Origin of the sequence: Mesorhizobium sp. M4A.F.Ca.ET.022.05.2.1 (genome assembly GCF_003998845.1) — a bacterium.
In the GTDB taxonomy this organism is placed as follows: domain Bacteria; phylum Pseudomonadota; class Alphaproteobacteria; order Rhizobiales; family Rhizobiaceae; genus Mesorhizobium.
The window spans coordinates 11,049-33,651 of record NZ_RZOJ01000021.1; the positions used below are offsets into that span (position 1 = coordinate 11,049).

The 22,603-nt window shown below is 60.3% G+C and carries 19 protein-coding genes, 1 pseudogene and 1 other annotated feature; of the genes and pseudogenes, 14 read left to right on the forward strand and 6 right to left on the reverse strand.

All coding sequences use genetic code 11. The features are described from left to right. The first annotated feature begins 1 nt into the window (after position 1). From EN745_RS04575 to EN745_RS04610, 8 genes and pseudogenes are all read left to right on the forward strand, one after another. Positions 2 to 4,558, forward strand: coding sequence for an N-6 DNA methylase (locus EN745_RS04575; protein WP_127420637.1), 4,557 nt, complete (start codon positions 2 to 4; stop codon positions 4,556 to 4,558). After that, on the forward strand, positions 4,548 to 6,515 hold the full coding sequence (locus EN745_RS04580; RefSeq protein WP_127420638.1) for a hypothetical protein: 1,968 nt from the start codon (positions 4,548 to 4,550) through the stop codon (positions 6,513 to 6,515). Before EN745_RS04575 ends, EN745_RS04580 begins: the two co-directional genes overlap by 11 nt. A 2-nt stretch (positions 6,516 to 6,517) precedes the next feature. Beyond that, the gene (locus EN745_RS04585) at positions 6,518 to 7,315 is read left to right on the forward strand and encodes an HNH endonuclease signature motif containing protein (protein WP_210213727.1); all 798 of its coding nucleotides are present in this window, start codon (positions 6,518 to 6,520) and stop codon (positions 7,313 to 7,315) included. A 273-nt stretch (positions 7,316 to 7,588) separates the two neighbouring features. Beyond that, positions 7,589 to 7,939 (forward strand): transposase, encoded by a 351-nt coding sequence (locus EN745_RS04590; RefSeq protein WP_127420640.1) that lies wholly within the window; start codon positions 7,589 to 7,591, stop codon positions 7,937 to 7,939. After that, the gene (locus EN745_RS04595; RefSeq protein WP_127420641.1) at positions 7,888 to 8,736 is read left to right on the forward strand and encodes an IS3 family transposase; all 849 of its coding nucleotides are present in this window, start codon (positions 7,888 to 7,890) and stop codon (positions 8,734 to 8,736) included. Before EN745_RS04590 ends, EN745_RS04595 begins: the two co-directional genes overlap by 52 nt. Before the next feature lie 412 nt (positions 8,737 to 9,148). After that, positions 9,149 to 9,601: a transposase gene (locus tag EN745_RS04600; protein WP_127420642.1), complete on the forward strand. Its 453-nt coding sequence runs from the start codon at positions 9,149 to 9,151 to the stop codon at positions 9,599 to 9,601. Then, the gene (tnpB, locus tag EN745_RS04605; RefSeq protein WP_127420643.1) at positions 9,598 to 9,951 is read left to right on the forward strand and encodes an IS66 family insertion sequence element accessory protein TnpB; all 354 of its coding nucleotides are present in this window, start codon (positions 9,598 to 9,600) and stop codon (positions 9,949 to 9,951) included. Before EN745_RS04600 ends, tnpB begins: the two co-directional genes overlap by 4 nt. A gap of 64 nt (positions 9,952 to 10,015) precedes the next feature. After that, a pseudogene (locus EN745_RS04610) lies at positions 10,016 to 11,667 on the forward strand (IS66 family transposase). A gap of 481 nt (positions 11,668 to 12,148) precedes the next feature. Here the strand turns inward: EN745_RS04610 and EN745_RS04620 are convergent. Continuing rightward, positions 12,149 to 13,810, reverse strand: a complete 1,662-nt coding sequence (locus EN745_RS04620; RefSeq protein ID WP_127420644.1) for an MFS transporter — start codon at positions 13,808 to 13,810, stop codon at positions 12,149 to 12,151. A 391-nt stretch (positions 13,811 to 14,201) separates the two neighbouring features. Between EN745_RS04620 and EN745_RS35945 the strand changes: the two genes are divergently transcribed. The 3 genes from EN745_RS35945 (at position 14,202) to EN745_RS35950 (ending at position 15,556) form a co-directional block, all read left to right on the forward strand. After that, positions 14,202 to 14,339, forward strand: coding sequence for a hypothetical protein (locus EN745_RS35945; RefSeq protein WP_189362954.1), 138 nt, complete (start codon positions 14,202 to 14,204; stop codon positions 14,337 to 14,339). A 120-nt stretch (positions 14,340 to 14,459) separates the two neighbouring features. Then, entirely contained in the window at positions 14,460 to 14,663 is a 204-nt protein-coding gene (locus EN745_RS04625; RefSeq protein WP_127420645.1) for a hypothetical protein, read from the forward strand. A gap of 599 nt (positions 14,664 to 15,262) precedes the next feature. Next, positions 15,263 to 15,556 (forward strand): hypothetical protein, encoded by a 294-nt coding sequence (locus EN745_RS35950; RefSeq protein WP_189362955.1) that lies wholly within the window; start codon positions 15,263 to 15,265, stop codon positions 15,554 to 15,556. Positions 15,557 to 16,271: 715 nt separating this feature from the next. Here EN745_RS35950 and EN745_RS04635 read toward each other — a convergent pair. After that, positions 16,272 to 16,619, reverse strand: coding sequence for a hypothetical protein (locus tag EN745_RS04635; protein WP_189362956.1), 348 nt, complete (start codon positions 16,617 to 16,619; stop codon positions 16,272 to 16,274). 486 nt (positions 16,620 to 17,105) lie between these two features. Then, positions 17,106 to 17,360, reverse strand: a complete 255-nt coding sequence (locus tag EN745_RS04640; RefSeq protein WP_127420654.1) for a WGR domain-containing protein — start codon at positions 17,358 to 17,360, stop codon at positions 17,106 to 17,108. A 558-nt stretch (positions 17,361 to 17,918) separates the two neighbouring features. On the opposite strand from EN745_RS04640, the gene EN745_RS04645 reads away from it, so the two are divergent. Next, the gene (locus EN745_RS04645) at positions 17,919 to 18,350 is read left to right on the forward strand and encodes a DUF2384 domain-containing protein (protein ID WP_127420647.1); all 432 of its coding nucleotides are present in this window, start codon (positions 17,919 to 17,921) and stop codon (positions 18,348 to 18,350) included. Then, positions 18,347 to 18,829, forward strand: coding sequence for an RES family NAD+ phosphorylase (locus tag EN745_RS04650; RefSeq protein ID WP_127420648.1), 483 nt, complete (start codon positions 18,347 to 18,349; stop codon positions 18,827 to 18,829). The genes EN745_RS04645 and EN745_RS04650 overlap by 4 nt, the downstream gene beginning before the upstream one ends. 266 nt (positions 18,830 to 19,095) lie before the next feature. Here the strand turns inward: EN745_RS04650 and EN745_RS04655 are convergent. Beyond that, positions 19,096 to 20,327, reverse strand: a protein-coding gene (locus tag EN745_RS04655) for an IS3 family transposase (RefSeq protein WP_127420649.1) whose coding sequence is annotated in 2 segments (ribosomal slippage) — positions 19,096 to 20,036 and positions 20,036 to 20,327 — 1,233 coding nt in all. Because the reading frame shifts where the segments join, the coding sequence is not laid out codon by codon here. After that, positions 19,927 to 20,043, reverse strand: a sequence feature (AL1L pseudoknot). (Overlaps the previous gene by 117 nt.) Positions 20,328 to 20,454: 127 nt before the next feature. Beyond that, complete coding sequence (locus tag EN745_RS04660; RefSeq protein WP_245487635.1) at positions 20,455 to 20,715, reverse strand: hypothetical protein; 261 nt, start codon at positions 20,713 to 20,715, stop codon at positions 20,455 to 20,457. Positions 20,716 to 21,016: 301 nt separating this feature from the next. Between EN745_RS04660 and EN745_RS04665 the strand changes: the two genes are divergently transcribed. Next, positions 21,017 to 21,433 (forward strand): hypothetical protein, encoded by a 417-nt coding sequence (locus EN745_RS04665; RefSeq protein ID WP_245487636.1) that lies wholly within the window; start codon positions 21,017 to 21,019, stop codon positions 21,431 to 21,433. 353 nt (positions 21,434 to 21,786) lie between these two features. Here EN745_RS04665 and EN745_RS04670 read toward each other — a convergent pair whose 3' ends face one another. Further along, positions 21,787 to 22,098, reverse strand: a complete 312-nt coding sequence (locus EN745_RS04670) for a hypothetical protein (protein ID WP_127420650.1) — start codon at positions 22,096 to 22,098, stop codon at positions 21,787 to 21,789. Between the last annotated feature and the right edge of the window lie 505 nt (positions 22,099 to 22,603).

A 22,603-nucleotide genomic window follows, 5' to 3' on the forward strand; every position in this document is an offset into this window, starting at 1 on the left:
CATGGCCCGCAAACCCGTCATCGATATGTCGGCCTGGCCGTCGCTCAGCCTCGAAGGCAATCTTATCGCGCCCGCCATGGTCGCCACCATCGACCGCCGTGAGTCCGCAGAGCAAAAGGAAGCCGATTACCGCATCCGCAAGGGCCTGACGCTTCGGGAGGAGATCTCGACAGCCTTTCGCGTCGGGCAGTCCCATTTCGACGCCTTCGCAAAGAACGAGCATCCATCGGCCGAAGCGACCCGACGTTTCATCCGCGCGTTCCTGCAGGAGACGTTCGGATTTGACGATCTCGCGGCAGCGGATGGCGCTCTTTCGTTCATCGCTGGCGAACGGGTGCCGATCGTGGTCGTGCCCCCCTCCGACGAAAAACTCGACCGGCGTAGCCCGACGCTCTCGGTCGATCGGTCTCGCTCCCCGGCCTTCGCCCTTCAGGATTACCTGAACGAGCATGAGGAAACGCTCTGGGGCCTCGTGACTAACGGCACGCTGATCCGCCTGGTGCGCGACAACGCTTCGCTGACCCGCCCGGCCTATATCGAGGCCGACCTCGCCCAGATATTCACCAACGAGGATGCAGCATCCTTCGCCGTTCTCTGGCTGCTGATCCATCGCAGCAGGTTTGGCGTCATAGGCGCCCCGGTCACAGACTGCGCATTGGAACGCTGGCGGGACGCCGGGTCGCGGGAAGGCGAAGTCGCCCGTGATCGTCTCGCCGTTCAGGTTCAGATTGCGCTCAAAGTGCTCGGCTCGGGCTTCCTCGAGGCCAACCCCGACCTCGCAGCCAAACTGAAATCCGGTGAGGTCAATCTGACTGACTGGTTCAATGAGCTTCTGCGCCTCGTCTACCGCCTGATCTTCCTGATGGTGGCGGAGGATCGGAACCTCCTCCACCCAGAGAAGGCTGCAGCGCCAGCGCGCAAGCTCTATGCCGAAGGTTACAGCCTCGGCGCCCTTCGCGCTCAATGCTACCGCGCCGCCTCCTGGGACAAGCACCACGACCGTTACGAAGGCATCAAAATCGTTTTCCACGCCCTTGCTCATGGACAGGACGCACTCGCGCTTCCGGCGCTCGGAGGTCTTTTTTCCGAGGACAAGCTACCGCATCTCGAAACCGCCCGCTTGCGCAACCGCGCCTTCATGGAGGCGCTCTATCGCCTCTCCTGGCTCACCGATAAAACCGGTATGGTCCCGGTCAACTGGCGCGCGATGGAGACAGAGGAACTGGGCTCGGTCTATGAATCCCTGCTCGAACTCCAGCCTCAATTGGGCGACGACGGCAAATCTTTCGGCTTCGCTACCGAGGCCGCCGAGCAGAAAGGCAACCAGCGCAAGACCACAGGCTCGTACTACACCCCGGACAGCTTGGTTCAGGCGCTGCTCGACACTGCGCTTGACCCCGTACTGGACAGAACGGAGGCGGAGGCGGACGACCCCGCCAAAGCGCTCCTGAAACTCTCGATCATTGACCCTGCTTGCGGTTCAGGCCACTTCCTGCTGGCCGCCGCCCGCCGCATTGCCACACGCGTCGCTCGCATCCGGGCCGATGGCACGCCGGCGCTGTCCGACTTCCGTCATGCGCTGCGCGATGTCGCGCGGTCCTGTTTGCATGGGGTGGACCGCAACCCGATGGCGGTGGAACTGACGAAAGTCGCGCTGTGGATCGAGACCGTAGACCCGGGACTTCCCCTCGGCTTCTTCGACGCGCAGATCCGCTGCGGTGATGCGCTGCTGGGCGTCTTCGACATCAAGGTGCTGGAGGACGGCATTCCCGACGCCGCCTATAAGCCGCTGACTGGCGACGATAAGGACACCGTGAAATACTACGCCCGCGCCAACAAGGACGCGAAAGGCGGTCAGGGACGGCTGGATTTCACCGGAGGTCGATCTCGCCTGCCTGCCATCCGGCCGATCGCCACCGAATACACCGGCTTTCGTGCGCTGAGTGAAGATACACTCGAAGACATCATAACCAAGGATCGCCGCTTCCGTACGATCCGTGAAGGAGAAGCGTTCCACAAGGCCGAAATGGCCTGTGATCTGTATATTGCAGCATTCCTTCTGCCGAAGATCGGCGGCGCCCCGACTTCGCGAGGTACGCGGTTGGTTCCAACCACATCTGATGTCTGGCAGGCATTGGATGACGGGCAGGTATGGGGGCCGATCATCGGGCAGGCGACCATTGCGCGCCGGGCTCGCGCGTTCCACTGGTCACTGGAGTTCCCGGATCTCATGCAGCACGGTGGCTTCGACGTGGTGCTGGGCAACCCACCGTGGGAACGAATCAAGCTGCAGGAGCAGGAGTTTTTTGCCGCGCGCTCGCCCGAGATCGCAGGTGCGTCAAACAAAGCCGCGCGTGAACGGCTGATCAAGGCGCTGGAGAACGCCGCAAAGGGTAGCCCTGAGCGAGCCCTCTTCGATACGTTCATCGCAGCTAAGCGTGAAGCTGAGGCAACAAGTGAATTCGTCCGCCTTGTCCGAGACGAGGGTGGGCGCTTTACCCTTACAGGTCGTGGCGATGTAAACACCTATGCGCTCTTTGCTGAGCTGTTCGCCAATCTCTCGCGCGATCATGCCGGCATGATTGTTCCAACGGGCATCGCAACCGACGCCACCACTGCCCCGTTCTTCGCCGCGATGGTTGAGCAGAAACGTCTGGCGAAGCTCGTGGATTTCGAGAACCGTGACGCAATTTTCGCCGCAGTCCATCGAAGCTTCAAATTTTGCATTCTGACGCTCGGTCGTTATGAACCTAAGGCGCACTTTGCCTTCTTCCTAACCGACCCGGCTCAAATCGCGGAGCCCGAGCGCAACTTCACACTTACCCCAGATGCAATTGCCCGACTGAATCCTAACACCCTTACCGCGTCGGTGTTCCGCAGCCGAGCGGATGCTTCGCTAACCGCGAAGATCTATGAAATCGCGCCGGTGCTGATCGACGAACGCCCAGGAGTCGTTGTCAATCCATGGAAACTGGATTTCCATTCGCGCATATGGCACATGTCCGAAGATGCACAGTGGTTCCGCACCTCCGAGCAGCTTGCCGCAAACGGCCTTGTGCGCGCGGGCGATAAATGGGGGCAACCCGCTCCGAGCCTTGCACGAGACGCGCTGGCGGTAGCAGAGCACGAAGCAGGTAGTCTGCCACTGACCAACGAGGGCCTTCGCGCCACCCACTATGTGCCTCTCTATGAAGCGAAATTTATTTGGCACTTCGATCATCGGGCTTCCTCATATCACTCGCGAGGAGGCGAACGCGGCAATCGCGTCCTTCCTCCTACAAGCGAGACTGAGCATCAAGACGCGAACTTCGAAGCAGAACCATTCTACTGGGTCCCTGCTGATGAGGTCGACTCAAGGCTTGCTGATCGCACGCATGGCAATGGTTTTCTTTTTGGTTGGCGGGACGTAACGACTGCAATTGCTGAAAGAACGATGGTGCCGTGTGTCATTCCTATATGTGGCACAGGTGACACTTTCCTTTTGGCTTTTTCTGAGCATCCGCCGCAGCTACTCGCCTGCATGTATGCGAACTGGGCATCCTTAGTATTTGACTACGTAACACGCCAGAAGATCGCCTACGTGCACCTCAAGTTTAACATTGTGAAGCAATTGCCGACCATCGTGCCAACTTTCTATACAGATCGCCACCTCGCCTTCATCGTCCCAAAAGTCCTGGAACTCACCTACACATCCCACTCGCTGGCCCCATTCGCCCGCGATCTGGGCCACGATGGCCCGCCATTCGCTTGGGACGAGGACCACCGCGCCCATCTCCGCGCTGATCTCGACGCCTTCTATTCCCGCGCATACGGCCTGACCCGCGACGATCTGCGCTATATCCTCGACCCTTCCGACGTGAAGGGGCCCGACTACCCCTCCGAAACCTTCCGCGTGCTCAAGGAAAAGGAAATCCGCCAACACGGGTTTTATCGTACGCAACGACTTGTCCTAGCCGCCTGGGATCGGATGGAGGCGGACGGGACATTCAGAGAGTTGGGACTCGCAGATGTGCGGATGGCGGACGATGTCCCGATTTTGATACAGCTGCCGCCGCTCGATAGTTTGCGAAACGCTGCATGGTCTTGGCCCCCAAGCGTCCAACCGCGAGATCGCCTCCGCTACGCAGCTCAGTACGCGCTCTGGCTGATGAACGATGCGGACGATGGTGGGCGGGCGCGGTTCCTTGTCGCCACGCTCGCGGAACCAGGATTGCTCACTCCCTTGCTGACCGGCACCGAACGGACTCACTGGATCAGGCTCGTCGGCCCGGAGGCGCTGCCCGCACAAGGGGTGGTCCGGCTGCGCCCTGCCATTAATGAAGCGTGGCGATCGATGTTCGAGGCGCTGCTCACCGCAGGCCAATTGGAGGAGCGCGCCGACGGAGCGTGGACGCGGGGGCAGCATTTCAGCCTTTCCGGATTGCAGGCACAGTCTGCCGACGCCCAACGTGCCGTCTTCGCGATCCGCGCCATCCGGGGCATCGATATTGGCACCCTTACGGCAGCCGTTGCGCAGGAGGACAACGTCGTTTGGGTGAGGTTCGGACATGCCGGCTGATCTGTTCGCTCCGGTGATGCGCCTACCGGTAGCGCCGGTAGGGCGCGCCGGTCCTCGACTTTGGGTCCGTCGCCTGGCCATCTTCAGCGATCCGAACACCGTCATTCGCGATGTGCTGTTGAAACCCGGCCTAAACATTGTCTGGACGCCGGATATGTCGAGCAGCGGAAGCCGGGCCTTGGCTCATGGCAGCGGCAAGACGACCTTCTGCCATATGCTTCGCGCTTGCCTTGGCGAACTCGGCTATGCAACGGACACTCAGCGATCACGGATATTCGCGCGACTTCCAGGCGGCTTGATTGCGGCCGAAATTCTGATCGATGGCGTGTGCTGGGTCGCTGTTCGCCCTTTGGGGCTACCGGGCGGTGAGTTTGTGGCGCAAGCCGCGTCTATCGAAGATGCCATCGCGCGGGGTCGTCGCGATGGCGATCAAGCCTTCATCGACCCCTTGATGATTGATACGTTTTTCCCAATGATCGCGAGAGCGACGCCCCCGGAAGTCAGCCGCGAACAGGTCTGGGATGTCCTTCGGGCCTGGTTGACGCGCGATCAGGAGTGCCGCCTTGCCGACATTTTAGCATGGCGGTCACCGCAAACGCAGTCTCGTTCCCGCGCGCAGGTGCTGGGCGAGACAGCCAAGCTGACAATGGTGCGCCTTGCTTTGCGTGCGCTTGACGCAAAAGAACAGACAGCTGCCCTCCGCGAGCGGGGACTTGTGACCGCCGCGGAAGATGAGCGCCGCCGCCAAGCTTACCAGCAACAGCGATATCTTGATGGGCTGAAGGTCGTAAGGACAGCATTGAGTGCCGGCGAGGAGGTCGGCTTCGAGGACACCATAGATTGGAAGGGACTAGTTTCGCTGGCGGAGGCGGCGCTGGCCCAGGCGATGCGTGCCGATTTGCCAAAACCACCCGATGTCGGCTCGATATTCGCTCGATTAAACGCGCTCAACGAGGAACGCCGGGCGCTGGACGCAAGCCATCAACGGTCTGTGAAGGAGGCGGACGCTAAGCGGGGAGAAGCAGAGCGTTATCGCGCAGAAGCGAACTTAGGCGAGATCGACATCACCCAAGGAAGGGTGCGAGTCTGCTCAATCTGCAGGGTCAGCGTGGACGAGACTCTGGCCAAGGGCTGCAGCATTTCGCTTGAACGGTGCGATCTGGCTGCGCTCAAGGCGACTATTGCTGACAAGCTCGTGAAGGCAGCACAGTTAGCCGGGGAAGCGGATAACGCCGCGCACGAAGCAAAGAAGTTGGAGGCACTAATCAATCAGCTCGGTCCTCGCCAGCAAGCACTCGAGGCGGAGGCCAAGAGCGCTGATGTTGTCAGTCGTGCAGCTCAAGCCGCAGCGAAAGACGCCCAGGATCGGATTTATCGGGCAAGGCGTATACTCGACGATGTGCGATCGCTTCGCGAAGCGGAAGCAGCCGCAAAACCCGCACCTTCAGCTACTGCCGCGCTAGATGCTGTTCGCGCGCAACTTGACGCGGGGCGTTCGCGAGCTCGCTCCGCGATTCGGACTCTGGAGGAGAGATACCAGGGGATCATGGCCGCTTGGCTCCCTGATGGAGTTGAGGGGACCGTCAAGCTCGATGGCCACGGACTGAAGGTCGACGCTCAATTCGCAGGACGAGGCGAGGTTTCTACGGCAGCTTTGGACTCCCTCAAGATTGTTGCCTTCGACCTCGCCGCCTTGCACATGGCCGTCGAGGAGAAGGCAGATCTGCCTGCGTTCCTTGTCCACGATAGCCCGCGAGAAGCTGACTTGGATGGGCAACTTTACGAACGCCTTTTCGGGCTACTGCATCAATGGGAGAAGAGCGTGGAGACGCCTTGCTTCCAATATATCGTGACTACTACGACAGCTCCGCCCCGGGAACTGCAGACCGACAGGCATGTCAGGCTTCAAATGAGTTCTACACCGGCAGAAATGCGCCTGTTTGGAAGGGATCTCTAATCATGCACAGTCAGGCTGCGATGGTTGAGGCACCCCAGTCCTTTATAGTGCGTGAGGAGTGTGAGAAGGCTGCCTCGCAGAACGGCTTCCGCCGTGTTCTGGGGCAAGAAGCGGGATGGGCAGCCTTTGGCTCGACGACAGCCGAGGGCAAGGTCCACCTTGCGGCAGCAGGGGAGCAAGGGCCCTGGTTTCTTGCACTGGACCACGCAGGCGTCATCGCCGAACTGGGCCTGCCAGCGACTGACATGCCAGGTCCTGGTCCTGGGCGTGTCCGCCTCGCGTTCGAAAGCCTTGGCGCACTCTATGGGACTCTGCGTCGCGTCTATGAACTCACTATAAGCTTACCGGATGCACCCCTACGGGAGTTTGAAGCAAAAGTAGCGGACCTACCTCGGACGACCGAAGTAGAACGACTGGTCGTGCAGAGGATCGGTCAGGACATCTTTCGCGCTCGGCTTATGGACTATTGGCAAGGGTATTGTCCCCTTACCGGAATTTCCGACCCGGCCCTGCTGCGCGCCTCACACATCATCCCGTGGGCGGCTTGCGAAAGCGATGCCGAGCGGCTCGACGTCCATAACGGACTGCTTCTCTCAGCGCTGTGGGACGCCGCATTCGATCGCGCGCTCGTCACTTTCGACGACGAGGGACGGCCGGAATTTGCTCCCAGCCTCAGCGAGCACGCGCTCGGCGAGTTGCGCTGGCGTTTCCCGATTTCCCTTACGGAGGAGCATCGTCGTCGGCTAGCACGTCATCGTATGCGAGCGCGGGCGTCACTCATCGCAGCGCGAGGCGCCTAAAGACGTCCTTGTTCAAGGAGGCCGGACATGGACCGATCCGGCGCAATAACATATTCCTCGCATCGAGGAGCTATAGCGGGATTTGGCAAGGTATTTGCTATCCTCGTCTGTTTCATTTTGTTCCAAGATGCACTGCGGGTTGCTTATGAAACGTGGCTGGCTGGCACCAAAACTTCATGCAAATGGGCAGAAAAATGGAGTGGGCCCCTCGGGCCGGACAGGATGGTTTTCGGTAATTGACCGGGCAGCCGGGCTTTCAGAGGATGAAGGCCCATGGCAAAGCACCGAACCCACAGCGTCGAATTCAAGCGGCAGGTTTCGCAGGAGTATTTCGGCGGCGAGACCCTACATGCTCTCTCGAAGCGCCACGACATCTCACGCAATCTGATCCGGATATGGGTCGAGAAGTTTCAGGCAGGCGCTCTCGATGAGGATGCGGCAGCGGCCGATCTTCTCCAGGCTTATGAGGCGCGCATTGCCGCGCTCGAACGGTTAGTCGGCAAGCAGGCTCTGGAACTGGAGTTTCTAAAGGGGGCTCTGCATGCAGGACCGCGGCAGAGAAACAGGCCTACATCCGCGATCACCGGTCCCGAGGTCTCTCCGTCGCCGAAGGATGCCGGCTGATGGGGATCGCGCGTTCGACCTACTACGACCGCCTGGAGAAGACGTCCGACGACACCGCGATCGTCGAAGCGATCGCAGCCATCTGCGACGAGTTCGAGCACTATGGCTGGCGCCGTGTCCGTGCCGCTCTTCGGCACAAGAGCATGATCGTCAATCACAAGAAGATCCGCCGCCTGATGCGCGAGCATGACCTTCAGCCCAGAATGCGCCGCCGATTCACGGTGACCACGGACAGCGATCACAATCAGCCGATCTTCCCGAACCTCGCCCAGGACATCATCCCCGACGGGCCCAACCAACTCTGGGTGGCCGATATCACATACGTCACCGTCGTCGGCGGTTTTGCCTATGTTGCCGTCGTCCTGGATGCCTGGTCGCGGCGGGTTGTCGGATACGCCATCAGCCGCTCGATCGACGCGCGGCTGACGCTGGCGGCTTTGACCGCCGCAGTCGAAGGACGCAAACCGCCACCCGGCTGCGTGCATCATTCCGATCGCGGATCACAATATGCCGCGACAGCCTATCGCGATCACATTGCCGCCCACGGCCTGGTCGGTTCCATGGGCCGGCGCGGCAATCCCTACGACAACGCAAAGGCGGAAAGCTTCATGAAGACGCTCAAAGTCGAGGCCGTCTATCCGATGGCCTTCGAGACGTTCGCCGATGTCATCGAACACCTTCCGCATTTCTTTGAGGAGGTCTACAACCGGCGACGGCTTCACTCAGCACTTGGCTATCTCAGTCCAATGCAATTCGAGGATCAACACACCCGGCAAACGGTCAAATCAGCAGCCTGACTCTGTCCGGCCCGAGGGGCCCACTCCAAAATGCTGGCTTTTTTGGCCGGCTTTTGGCCGTTCTGAGGTCGTGGCCGGGATGTGATCGGCTTTGCCGCCGAGCGGCTGATGGAAATGGAGGTGGGCGCGGCCACCGGTGCCGCCTATGGCACAGCGCCATCTGGCGGCCAAGGGTACCAAATAGGTGAGGGTGGTCACAGCGAAAGCCGTCAGCCAAAAGAGGCAACCACAATGCCACCGAGTGCCAGGCCCAGATAGCACCGGAGAGGCGAACATGACCCGGCGCCGGCTGAAATTGTCGGCGAGGGCCCCGGGGAACACGGTATGCGCTGCCTACACCCCATTGATTCCGCTTGTTTCTGAACATTGAGGTTTCTGCCAGAAGGTTTTCGGCAGGAGCTGGAGATTTGGCATGGCGGATGGCGAGGGATTTGTTGGGCGATGCGAAGTTGTCGAGCCTCGTCGTGGAAACCGACGATGGCCCAATGATCTGAAGGCGCGGATTGTCGCGGAGAGCCTTCACCCCGGTGTGCGGGTTGTTGATGTTGCGCGTCGTCATGATCTCATTGCGCATCAGCTTTCGGACTGGCGACGGCAGGCGCGTCAGGGTCTTTTGGCGCTGCCTGCGGAACTGATGCCGGTGCCTTGCGAGAATAGCGGTCCATTCGAGCCTGCCTTCGTGCCCCTGGCGATTACGACGGAGCCGAAGGAGGCTACCGATTCTTTGCCGGTTCCGGAGCCGGTCGAGATCACTTTGGGGATCATGACCGTGGAAATAGGCGCAGACCTCGTGGTGAGGGTTCCCGGCGATGTGCCGGTTGACCGGGTTGCGGCCTTGGTGCGTGCGATGCGCGGGACGGCATGATCGTCGCGGGCCAACGATTGCCGATCCTGATCGCGACGCGGCCGGTGGACTTCCGCTGTGGCCATCAGGCGCTGGCATTGATGGTGCAGACCGAGTTGAAGCTTGATCCGCATTCCGGGGTCACCGTGATCTTCCGGTCGAAGCGCGGGAATCGTGTAAAAATCCTGGTGTGGGATGGCACCGGAATGGTGCTGACCTACAAAATCCTGGAACAGGGCAGCTTTGCCTGGCCCAAAGTGCAGGATGGGACGATGCGGCTGTCGCGAGGGCAGTATGAAGCTTTGTTCGAAGGTCTCGACTGGCGACGCGTGGTAGCGCAGCGGGTAGCGCCGCCGGCTGCGGCAGGGTGACTCACCGGTTCGGTTTTGGCGTTGTTTTATTGGGCTTTTTTGCTTCGATTTGCTACGAAGGCGCATGTCTGCGCCCATTGATCTCAGCCAGTTCCGGGACCTGCCTTCAGAGGTGGTGAACGCCTTTGCGGCCGTACAGTTCGAGCTGTCGGTCGAGCGTGCGGCCCGTCAGCATGAGCAGGCGGTGGTGGCTGAAAAGGACGCCTTCATCACCGAGTTGAAGGAACTGATCGAGAAGCTGGAGAGCCAGGTTCAGGACTACCGCCGCACGAAGTTCGGGCCGAAATCGGAAAAGCTCGATCCGACGCAGATGGAACTGGCGCTGGAGGACCTGGAGACGGCAATTGCCGAAACACAGGCCCAGATCGCCTTCGTCGAGGAAAAGATCGCGGCCAGCACAGCCAATTGCGAAAAGACTGCTTCACGCGGGCAACGCAAGGCGCGTGCTCTGCCCCAGAGCCTGCCGCGCGTCGAACAGGTGATGGAGCCTGATAGCATTGCCTGCCCCTGTGGTTGCGGCAACATGGTCCGGATTGGCGAAGACCGGACGGAGCGGCTCGATCATATCCCGGCGCGCTATCAGGTGATCGTCGCGATCCGCCCGAAATACGCTTGCCCCAAGGGGCGCACGGGAGTGGTTCAGGCCAGGGCGCCGGCGCATTTGCTGGAAGGTAGCTGGCCGACCGAAGCCCTCTTGGCGCAGATCGCCGTGTCCAAGCATTCCGAACACATGCCGCTGAACCGGCAGGCCGCGGTCATGGCCCGACACGGAGTGCCGATCGACCGCACGGTCCTGGCCGACTGGCTGGGTCGGACGGGCGCCGTGATCGCGCCGGTGGTAGACCACATGGCCGTGATCCTGAAACAGGGTAGCTCGCGACTATATGTCGACGAGACCACGGCTCCGGTGTTGGATCCCGGGCGCGGCAAGACGAAAACTGGCTATCTCTGGGCTATTCTGCGCGACGACCGCGGCTGGAACGGATCTGCGCCGCCGGGCGTGGTGTTCCATTATCGGCCTGGGCGTAAAGGTGAATATGCCGCAGAAATCCTCGACGGCTTCAACGGCACGATCCAGGTCGATGCCTATGGCGGCTACTCCCACCTCGCCACGCCAAAACGCACGGGCGGCGATCCGTTGAGGCTGGCCTTCTGCTGGGCGCATGGCCGCAGAAAACTGATCAAGTCCCAGCCGAAGAAGGGTTCGCCCATCGTCGACGAGGCGTTGTTGCGCATCGCCGCCTCTACAAGATCGAGGACAGCATCCGAGGTTGTGACCCCGATCATCGCCGGGCTGTCCGCCAGCACCTGTCCTGCCCCCTGGTGGACGAGTTCTTCACCTGGCTGACAGTTCAGGCCGCGCGCGTATCGCGCAAGTCCGACCTCGGCGAGGCCATGGCCTATATGCTGAAACGCCAGGTCGGCTTGCGGCTGTTCCTGGACGACGGCCGCGTCGACATCGACTCCAATCTCGTCGAAAACGCGATCAGAAGTCCGGCCATGAACCGCCGCAACGCTCTCTTTGCCGGCCATGATGAAGGCGGCCGTAATTGGGCCCGTTTCGCCAGCCTGATCGGCACATGCAAGATGAACCGCGTTGAACCATACGCCTACCTGCGCGATCTCTTCATCAGCCTCGCAAATGGCCACCTCGCCAAAGACATCGACGCCCTCATGCCCTGGGCCTATGCGCAACGGATCAGCCCATCACAATGAGCAGGTCCGGGATTCCCCAACGTGCTCATAGGACCATCTGCAAGCGCTCCACCTGACCGTTGCAACAAGAAAATCAATGGGGCGGAGACGCCGCATACGGAACACGGACAAAATGAAGGCGGCGAGGGTTCGATGAAGCCTGCACCAGCGCAACCATCAGATCGAAAGTCGAGACTGTCTGCATCAGCCAGCTGAGGCTGGAAACTTGGGTCGCGAGCCAGATCGAACGAAAGGTTGGATTCCCGCCAAACGTCGTTGGCACCAGATGGTACCGTCTCGCCGGTGTCAGCAGGGCTGGATACTACCGGCGCGATATCGTTCGCGATGGCGGGCAGGTCAATGCCGCCCCAGATTGACGGTGGCCGCTTGGCCGGCGCTCGTGGCCCAGTCCTCCGCTGCATGGGTTGAGTATGTCCCGACGCGCAGCCTCAAGTCTTCGGAATGTCGATGCCCCAAGCCTCCTTATCCAGATATTGAAAGGTCAGGCTCGATGACGGGGAAGGTGAAGGATTGACTGGTCGGGTTTGCGGGCCGAGCTTGTCGGCCGCTCAATCGAAAGCGTCATTTGAGGCACTTGCTCCCCCGCGTGCAACTGGAAGACACGCTCGTCGAGTTCCTTGTCTACTTCCGTGAGACGATGATTGAGGCGAAGGTAGTCCGTCCAGGTCGGCGTGCGGAATGTTTCTGTCCATTGCATGGGCTTCTGAAGGTTGCGCTGGAGCGTCCAATTCCGAGCACCGACGCGGCTGTGGACATGACGCCGCTGCCGCATGAGGTCGAGGAAGGCCTCGAGATTTCTCTCGGCTATCAGATATTCGACCTTGACCACGATCGGGCCGCTTCTCGGCTTCAAATTAAGAGCGACAGCTGGCGCGTCGAATTCCTCCAAGGGATCGGGCTCGGACTCGCGGCGCTCGCGAAGAGGAAACAGGACACCCGCTGCAGCGACGATCAGCAGAGCTCCGGCGGAGCCCTCCAGCGCCCAGGTCAGGGAATAGGTCTGGGAAACCGTGCCCCATACCCAACTGCCGGCTGCGATGCCGCCATCTATCAAGGCATAGTAGATCGAGATGGTGCGCCCCACGACCCATCGCGGGCTGGCCAGCTGCACACTCACGCCAACCCCGGACCAGGCGGTGACCCAGCCCGCGCCGCCCAGGGCAAGCGCAAGTGCCGCCACCGCAATCGAAGAGGTCAGTGCAAGGGAAAGGGAGCATGCCGCGCAGGCGACGCACGCGAGCCTCATCAACCGTTCCTGCGATAAGCTCCGTCTGAATGTGCCGTTGGCGAGGCCGGCGAAGACGGCGCCTGTGCCGAAGCCGGCCATGAGCGTGCCATAAGCGAGCGGTCCTCCCCCCAAATGATCGCGGACAACCAGCGGGAGCAGCGCGAGGATGGCAATGCTCGCCAGGCCAAAGAGGGTTCCGCGCGCGATCGCCGCCTTGATTTCCGATGACATCGCCGTGAAGCGCAGCCCGTCATAGATCGCCGTCCTCATTGACTCACGCGGGAGAGGTGAGGAGCGAACCTTCCACTTGCAGCGCCATATGGTGACTAGAGGGACTAGATAGGTGAGTGTGGTCACGGCGAAAGCCGTCATAAGCCCGAACGAGGCAACCACGATGCCGCCGAGCGCCGGACCCACGGTCCGCACGGTGTTGAAGCCGACGGAGAGCAAGGTGACGGCGGCGGGAACATCGCGTCGGTGCACCATATCGCCAACCGAGGCTTGCCAGGCGGGATCGTTGAGAGCGCCGCCGCTTGCGATCAAGAAGCTGAAGCCGAGGATCATCCACGGACTGACAATGCCCAGCGCCACGGACGCAGTGAGCATCCCAGAGGCTATCACCATAAGGCAGCGGCCGGCGAACATGACCCGGCGCCGACTGTAATTGTCGGCGAGAACCCCAGCGAAGACGGACAAGATGAAAGCCGGCAGGTTCGATGAAGCCTGCACCAGCGCCACCATCAGATCGGAAGTTGAGATTGTCGCCATCAGCCAGCTGATGGCGACAGTCTGCATCAACCAGCCGAGGCTGGAAACCTGCGTGGCGAGCCAGATCGACCGAAAGGTCGGATTCCCGAGCGGCGCAAATGTCGTTGGTGCAGCCAAATCTTCATTTGATCCAGCCACCCTACTCATTTTGCGAGCCTTTGCTTTCCGAATATTGGCAGGTGTCTCGCACGCAATCTCGACTGGATCGTGGCGGCTGGTAACTGAGAGATCATGCCAATCGCGAATTTCCTACGCGTCGACGCTCCCTGGAGCGGGACATCGAGCTCTTGCCGCCGACCAATGCCTGCACGGCGCCAGCAGGCGAGCCGGCCGATCGCAGCGGCACTGAGGAACGGTGCGGGATCCATCGGAACAGATTATCCCGGAGTTCTCGGGCGCAATGTTTCTTCGACGACCTCATTTGTTTCTAGGCCTTTGGCCAAAAAGGAAGTAGGACCCTTCACATCGGCGATAAGGAGCCAAAGGGCATCGTCGGTTGAGCGATCGTCGCGCTTCGCGTTGCAATCGGGAGAGAGCGATGACCAATTCGGAAAAATCCCCAAGCGGCATAGCCTACCCTGACGACCTCGCGTTGCTGAAGCGGGTCTATGATCGGATCTGCGAAGAAAGAGGACTCCGCGCAGGCTCTGCTGAAGCGGAACAGCTGGCCGCGTGAGCTATGGAATTTGGTATGGGCATTTTCGAAGAAGATGCTCTTTACACGAACCTGGCATAGGCAGCTAATCGTCGTGGGCCCAAAGAGGGGATGGGTGGGGAACATGGGAGGAAATGATCGATGGACTACGAACTTGGTGTTCGCAATCAAGATGACGATCAGCCTTACGAGCTTACCTGTTTCGCCAAAAAACATGGCCTGACGCTCCCGATTGCGGATGCCGTACTGTTCGCAAAAGGGCCCTCTCGAACGGCGTGTGACACCGCTGCTTTGGCTTTCCTCTGCGCCGTCGCCACATATGCCAGAAAACAATCGGCGCGCTAGTTTTCGTCGAGAAAATCCAGGTGGCGAAGCCCGGCGCAGTCCGGTTTCCCTGGCAGGTGTCTGATGCGGCCGGTCAGGCTGCCTTCACCCATTGTGTGGCCGGCGCCTCATGCCGTTCGGTACTAGGCCGGGGGCTGTCCTATACGTGCTTCCAAAGCCAATCCGGCGTCTCCTGTTCAAATTGATTAAGGCGCTGCCGACATAACGGTCGGTTTTGGCGCTCCGACATAAGCGCAAAAGCCGGCTGAACTCGCGTTTGGACGCCAAGCAGACCGTATCAACGATTCGGGAGCTCATCTCGCCAGCCGGCGAGAAGCATTAGATTCCGCCAAAGACGCAAAGATGGAACCTAACCAGAGTTTTGCGGCCGAGAGCCGCCCTTAAACAGACCGGGCCGGTTCATCTTGTTTCAACCACATAATCCAAGGTGCATAGTTTTGGGAGCCCGGATTCTCGCTTGTCGTTTCACCCGTCATGCTTCATCAAAGGGCACTTTGCTGAGCGATGCCTTTTCGCGAAACGCGCCATGTTCCTTCGTTGGAAACTCACTCACCGCGGTGTTCGATGCGCTGACTATGTCTTGGGGAGAGTGAGGACGTTTGCAGATCTTCGACAGGATCGACTTGCTGATTGACGCAGAAGATTTCGGGGCCGCGATCGAAGAGACGCGCGCCCTGCTGCTTCAGCTTGAACAAAGGTCTGACGCGCTCACACATGCGATCGACGACTTTCTGCTCGATCTGATGACGCTGGCTTTCATTGTTGAATGTTACGGACGCGGCTTTGAACTTTTGGCGCGAACGCTTGCCCGTAGAAGACTGGCAAAGGTCAGGCTTCTGTCGGGAGGGGTCGACTCCGTCAGGCAGAAACGACCCCAAAAGTCTGATGGCTAAAGCGGCGGTCGCCCCGCGCTGCGCACAGTGACGAAGGTAATGGTACCGCCAAAAAAACAGGGCCATCGGAAAACCGAGGCCCTTTAGGTGTGAAGGTCAAAACCTCCAGAGGAACAGCCGATACGATGGAATGGGAGGAGACCATCGCGTGCATCAGCCGCAGGCTTAATGGCTAAAAGTTGTGCAATGCGCAAACACATTTTGTGCAGTGCAGCTATGCAAGAACGGCAAGGCTCCCTCCTTCCCCCAAATTTGCGCCTGGAATGTTCGTGCTGTCCCCTGTGTGCGTGCCTGGTGCAATGCGGCGGTCACCTGAAAAGCGTGACCCCGGCAGGGAGGCTTTGCCTCGTGCGGCTCGCAAGATCTGGCTACATAGGCGCTCGTCCAGCTCTAACAAGAGGGTGAACCATCATCGCTCGATCGGCTGTGTCGATCTCGAATATGAGGGTCAGCGCTTGGGTATCGCTATAGCACTATCCTGATGCGGACCGGCGCGGATTACGAGATCGAGCTCCGCATGACCGTGACGCCGCTTTGGAGCCGTCTCCCGCGCCTCCATCCACGCTCTCGACGATTTCGAGGTGAGGGGAGCGCTTGCGGTCGTCAGCGCCGAGGTGGAGGCAGCGCTAGCGACCGACATCGATCGCGGCGACGAAGGCAAGGTCACTTGAACGTCGGGCGCCTCTGATCGGGCAGATGAGGGATCGCTCGCCCATCAATGCACTGCCGGCTTGGACAAGGGCAGCTCCCTGAGGATCTTGTAAATGATCTTGCGGAGCTGCCGCCAGATGGGGAGGTTTCGTTCGTCCACCCGCTCCTCAATGGCCGTCAGCGTCCAACCGACGCAGGCAATATCATCCACCGCCCTATAGGTATCAGACCGCTTGATGCAGGCGGCAATGCGCGGGCGAGCATCGCCACTGTTCTTCGGGATGCTGGCAACCAGGGTTTGCGCTTCCCGATAGGCGAGCGCGATACGCTGCCGATCCTCGGGACCGCTTTCCAGGATCATGCGGCAAGTCCACGCGAGGGTGTTCGATATTTCCTCGGATTCATCGCTCATTTCGGATCGGATTCCCATGAAAAGTCCCAAAGAGTGGAGGGCAGGGGGCGAGCTCGAACTGCCGGGCAAGGCCGCGCCCCATCGCGTTCTTTCCCATTGTCTCGATCAAAAGCTCCTCGTTCTACCAGTGGGCCGATTACCTGAACAACGCCGCTCCTGGCAAGGCAGCTGATCTCGGTTAGATGGGTCAAAGTGATTGGCAGATTATCGCTATGCAGTTTGCCGGATCACGTCATAAGGTCGACTTGCTTGAGGAAGCAGCCGGTGTTTCCCCCTTCGAGGGGATTCACCAGGATCTGGTTGGCAGCCATGGTCAAAACGCCTGTCCAATCCGCATCGAAGGCCCCTGAACTTCGGATCCGCATAGTAGCGGAGCTTGCTGCACGTCTCGTGGTATCGCGTTCTTCCGACATGATCTCGTCATCTCCTCTGAGAGGGACCGAAAACGGCGCCCCCGCACAGTTCATGCGCAAGCAAGATGCGCCCTCAGGCGGCGCCGTTGTCGCGATATCCACGTCGGCGCTTCAAGCGTTCAAGTCGCTTCGACGCGGAACCGGCATCGTCGCGGCTGTCGAATGTCTCCATCATCGATTGGCCATTCGTGCCGATCCGGCCCCAGTTGCGGATCACGGAGGCACCGCCAAACAGGGTAGGCTGGATCGCGAGCGTATAGAAGCGCCGCATGTTCTGCGCCGGATCGATGCGGCGAAGATGAACCGAGCCTGTCTCCTCTTTCTCCATGGCCGGATTCTCGCTTCCTTTGGAAGCGGCGTCCAACGACTTTCATGAATCGGTCCGTCGCCATGGATTCATCATCTTGATGGATCAGCGGCACCAGCGTCAGCGCTCACGCCCTTTCGCCATTCGCGGATGATGCGTTTCATGATCGCTTTGAGCATTTCGCGGTCTTCGCTGCGACAGCGAACACCTACGCGCCCCATTTCGAATGCCCAATCGAAAACCGGGGCTTAAACTCTTGCATTGATACCGGCGTCAGGCTCTCTCCAGACTATAGACAAGGGCTGCTCAAGTCGCCTGTGCTGCCGTCAACGCCGAAGCTCGCCGACAAGAGCCGGCTCCGTAGGTGCTGCGCTGGCCAGGACACTGCACTCGTCAGCGGCAATTTCGATATGATTGTCATTGTCGTGTTTTCGGCCAGGCCGATTGCTGATGGCGGCCGAGCGAACGGCGTGACAGCAAAAACGACGGTAGCCGTTGGCGAACGGTTCGCGTCGGTGCAGGGCTTGCACGGTGCATCATGTGAGGCTATATTTTGCCTCACATGGAATGGAGAGTGAAATGCTAGCGTTCGGAAATGTCGCCGACGTGTTGGGGCTGCCCGTTAAAGAGGTGGCGTCACGGTCGCCTTTCGGGCTGATCTCGCGGATCGAGAATGGACTTCCCATTGGGGCGCTCGAGCGCGTTGCGCATCTTCTGGCGCCTGGCGATGCTCAGTTCAAATACCGGCTGATCCCCAAGGCGACCTATGAGCGGCGCAAGATGGTACATCGCCTCTCCTCGGACGAGGGCACACGATTGGCCCGCGTGGCGCGCGTCTGGGGCCTTGCTGTCGATGTCTGGCAGAACGAAGAGGAAGCGCGCGATTTCTTGTTTCGGCCGCACCCGATGATTGAGGATAAGCGACCGATCGACGTCGTTATCCTGAGCGAGTTCGGCGCCGAAATGGTGGTCGATATCCTCGGAGGTCTGAAGTACGGCAGTGCTGCGTGACGGCGCAGACTCTCGATCGCACGCTATCGTCCTTTCGCATCGGCGATCCGGCCGGCACCCACCCGATCTTCGATGCGACCGGCTCGACAATCGCGCCAGGGCGATGGAACACGCCCGGAAGTCCTATCATCTACACCAGCGAGCACTATTCGACGGCCCTGTTGGAAAAGCTGGCGCATGGCAGCGGCCGACTGCCGCCTAACCAGCACTACATCGAAATCACAATCCCGCGCGGACTAAGCTACGAGGTCTTTTCCCAGCCGTCACTGCCCGGCTGGGACACGATGCCGGCGACGGTGAGCAAGGGATTTGGCGAAGCTTGGTGTTCAGAACGGCGCAGCGTCATCCTGCTGGTGCCAAGTGTCGTGGCGCGTGTCGATTGCAATGTGCTGATCAATCCAGCGCATCCGGAGTTTTCAAGGATCCAAACAAGTCTGCACCAGCCCGTCTACTGGGACCGGCGGCTGTTTGGGGCGTAAGGGGGAGATTGGGTTCTCTGATCGCGGCTGGCGGGTGGAACCCTATCTTCTGGAGGTCCGCGCCAGCGATTACAGAGGGAGCGAGTGAGGCCGCGGTACAAGCGGCGGTCTGCTGAGCGGCCCGAGAGGGGCAGCTGCGGGTCGATAGTATCGGGCACGTCCTCGACCAACTTCTTGGTACAGCGGTAGACGACATAGGCCAGAGTGCCGATGATGAGCAGACAGAATGAACCGCCCCGGGTTTGCCGGAGGCCGTTTCGTTTGAGTTACGCCGCCATGGCTGGGTCTTCGAGCATAGCGTAGTAGCGTTCCTCGGCTTCGGCCGGCGGGATGTTGCCGATGGGCTGCAGTAGCCGGCGATTGTTGAACCAGTCGACCCATTCCAGCGTAGCGAACTCGACGGCCTCGAACGAGCGCCATGGTCCGCGTCGATGGATCACCTCGGCCTTGTAGAGACCGTTGATCGTTTCGGCGAAAGCATTGTCGTAGCTGTCGCCGACGCTGCCAACCGAGGGCTCGACGCCGGCCTCCGCCAAGCGCTCGGTGTATCGAATGCTGACGTATTGGCTGCCTCTATCGCTATGGTGCACGAGCCCACCGCGATGGATCGGCCGCCGATCGTGTAATGCCTGTTCCAGGGCATCGAGAACGAAGGCTGCATGCGCCGTCCGGCTCACCCGCCAGCCGACGATCCGACGGGCATAGGTGTCGATGACGAAAGCCACGTAGACGAAGCCGGTCCAGGTCGCGACATAAGTGAAGTCGGAGACCCACAGCATGTTCGGCGCCGGAGCATGGAACTGGCGGTTGACGTGGTCGAGAGGGCAAGGTGCAGCCTTGTCGCTCACCGTGGTGCGGATCGGCTTGCCGCGGATGATGCCCTCAAGACCCATCACCCGCATCAGCCGCGCCACCGTGCATCTGGCGACATCGAAGCCCTCGCGCTGTAGCTGCTGCCAGACCTTGCGAACGCCGTAGACGCGGAAATTCGCATCGAACACGCGTCGGACCTCGTCCTTCAAGGCGACGTCGGATTTCGCGCGAGCCGATAGCCTGGTGGGATCAGCCCGCTTCGCGACATGGTCGTGGTAGGTCGACGGGGCGATCGGCAGCACCTTGCAAATCGGCTCGACCCCATGCGCCTGGCGGTGATCGTCGATGAACGCGATCATGGCCTGAACCGGCGGTCGAGCTCCGCCTGGGCAAAATACGCGCTCGCCTTGCGCAGGATCTCATTGGCCTGTCGAAGCTCGCGGTTCTCGCGTTCCAGAGCCTTCAGTTTCGTCGCAACATCCGTGGGAACTCCGGCGCGCACGCCGCTGTCACGCTCGGCTTTCTTCACCCACTCATGCAGCGTCTGCGCCGTGCAGCCGATCTTGGCGGCGATCGATGAAACCGCCGCCCACCGCGACGTATGCTCGCCTTCGTGATCCAAAACCAGCCGAACCGCGCGGGTCCGGACCTCGGGAGAGAACTTGTTGGTCGTCTTGCTTGTCATGGCTCCACCTTCTCAGGAGTTGGAGCCTCCGATCAACCCGGGGCGGTTCAGAATATGGTTGCAGGCTGCATTTGGCTTCCCCTCCGACCAGTCGCATCAGGGCAGATTGAGAGCGGCGAAGCTTCCGCTAACGCGCACCTTTCTCCGATATTCCGGCAATGCATTCCTCCAGGCATTCGAGGCGGAACTTCGCATTGCGGAGTTCATATCCGGCTTCGAAACGTCGATGGCGCCCTTGTGGTGTGATCGCCATGAGGTCGTGCTCCAGGTCCGCAATGCGCGCACGCACCTGCCGAGCGTCGTCCTGACGCAATGCCTTGATCCATCCACGCCCGCGCATCAGTCTTCCTGCCAGCACCCACCCAAAAAGCCATGCGGGTTTATCCATCGAGACCCTAATTTCCGGCAAGCCGAAACGCTCGTAATTTAACTTTGGCTATTTTAGCGAAGACAAAGAGGTTCTCGGGAAAAGGGCGGCGGCGCTTGGGAGGACGAACGAAGTGATATCAGAAGGTCGTCCGTCCTATCGGCCATCTTCGGCTCTGGTGCCTGCGCAATCTGTTTGAGGAGCGCTGCAACGGCTTTGGGCATCCCGCGGACAAGCGAAGTAGCGCCGGTCAAGCGCAGTTGCGATGTAGGCATCGGGAGCGCGGTTGGTGTGTGGATAGTCAGCCCTGGCCTATTGTCCATTGAGCCAGCCGGCGCGCATTTTCGCAGCCATGGTGGCGGAGCATGTTGAATTGGCGCTGTTTGAGCAGTCACTCGGCAATATCGAAGGCCTGCATCGGCCGTTCTGTGATCGTGTGGCTGACGCTGCCGAAAAAACCGCCGGATCGGTTCTTTTCGATGTCCGTGTCGACGGCGATATCTGCGTTCAGCGCATGGCTGCGATTGGATATGGCGTCACCGGCACGGCAATAATCGTAATGGAGAAGAATGGACAACTTAGATGCGCATCGGTAAACGGCGACACCGCTCTTTTGGTGGCAGAGTTGGCTGCCTGGGATGCGTCTCCGCTGCGTGAGCAAGCGAAGATTGACCCCTGCGGAACGGCCATCATCCTGCTAGCGAAGCTTCGAAGCTCAGGTCACTTCGCCGTTCTCTAACCGGCTAAGCGCCGCTTCCTACCTTGCGGGCAAAGCAGCGGCGAGACAATGTTCGGCTGCAAGTGTGCCTGGCGACCAACTCGTCAATTTCACCGGCTATCGAAAACGTTCCAGGCAGATGGCGCGGCGGTGATGAGGCAGCAGGCGCGCGAACGGCCGCCAGCAGCAGCCACTCTCGGCAGTGAGACCCGGCTTCGTCCCCGTCCTCAAACTGCTCACGTTCAATGCGAGACGCGACTGGCTCCGGCGGGATCAATCCGAGCCACCCCGGCATCACCTTCGGCCCCCCCCCCGCGACCCGGGCTTGCTGCTCGCAGAGCGGAGCCGGTCTTCGGTGCGCGAGTAGTCGGGCTTCAAGACGGTGCCTTCGATCCATCCGGCACCGGCTCTTCCTCAGCCGTCGGCGGCTGTGGAAGCGACGCGTCCAACATGTTCGTATGCTTGGCGTCGGAACCTGCGTCACCGGTGGTGAGCACAGGCGGAGAACGAATATCTTCAAGGAAAATCGGCCGGGGCGTCGCCTCAGAGATCACATCGTCCGCCTTCGCTTCCGCAATATCGCTCGTGTTGGCGACCAGGTCGATGCCGCCCCAGATCGACTGTGGCCGCTTCACGAGCCCACGGTTCTGTTTGATCTCGACGACAAAGGGCCGCTGCTGCCTCATAGTGCTCTCGGCGGGTTTCAGGGGAGTTGCGAACGTCGTCTAGGCTGGACGCAGGCCTTCGTCCACCCGCTCCTACGCATTTTCCAACGGTTTTCGAAGACGTTGCTGTCGTCCAAGCCATGACTGAAGCGGCTCACCGCCGACGCGTGGGCCCATGCTCCCGATCTCTTGTCCTGCTGTCAGCATGACCGCCATGACGATCATATCGCCCACGCAGCCGCCTTTATTGGGCCCATCGCGAAGTCGCGAAATATGCAGAATGCAATGAAGATGGTCACCACCCTTGTCCATACTCCCATGTTCCCGAGTATGTCAGATGCGTCCAACGCATTTTTGGAATCGGTGACGGGCGACCGATTCATGCTGCTGATGGACCTAGAGCGTTCTCTAATTGCGAGCCCAGGGTCAACCGCTTTCTAGCCTTGCCGATATCCGGAACGTGCAGCGTGACCTTCACGCAGCTCCTCGCCGGTCAGCCTACGGTGCTGACGTATCCACAGACCTA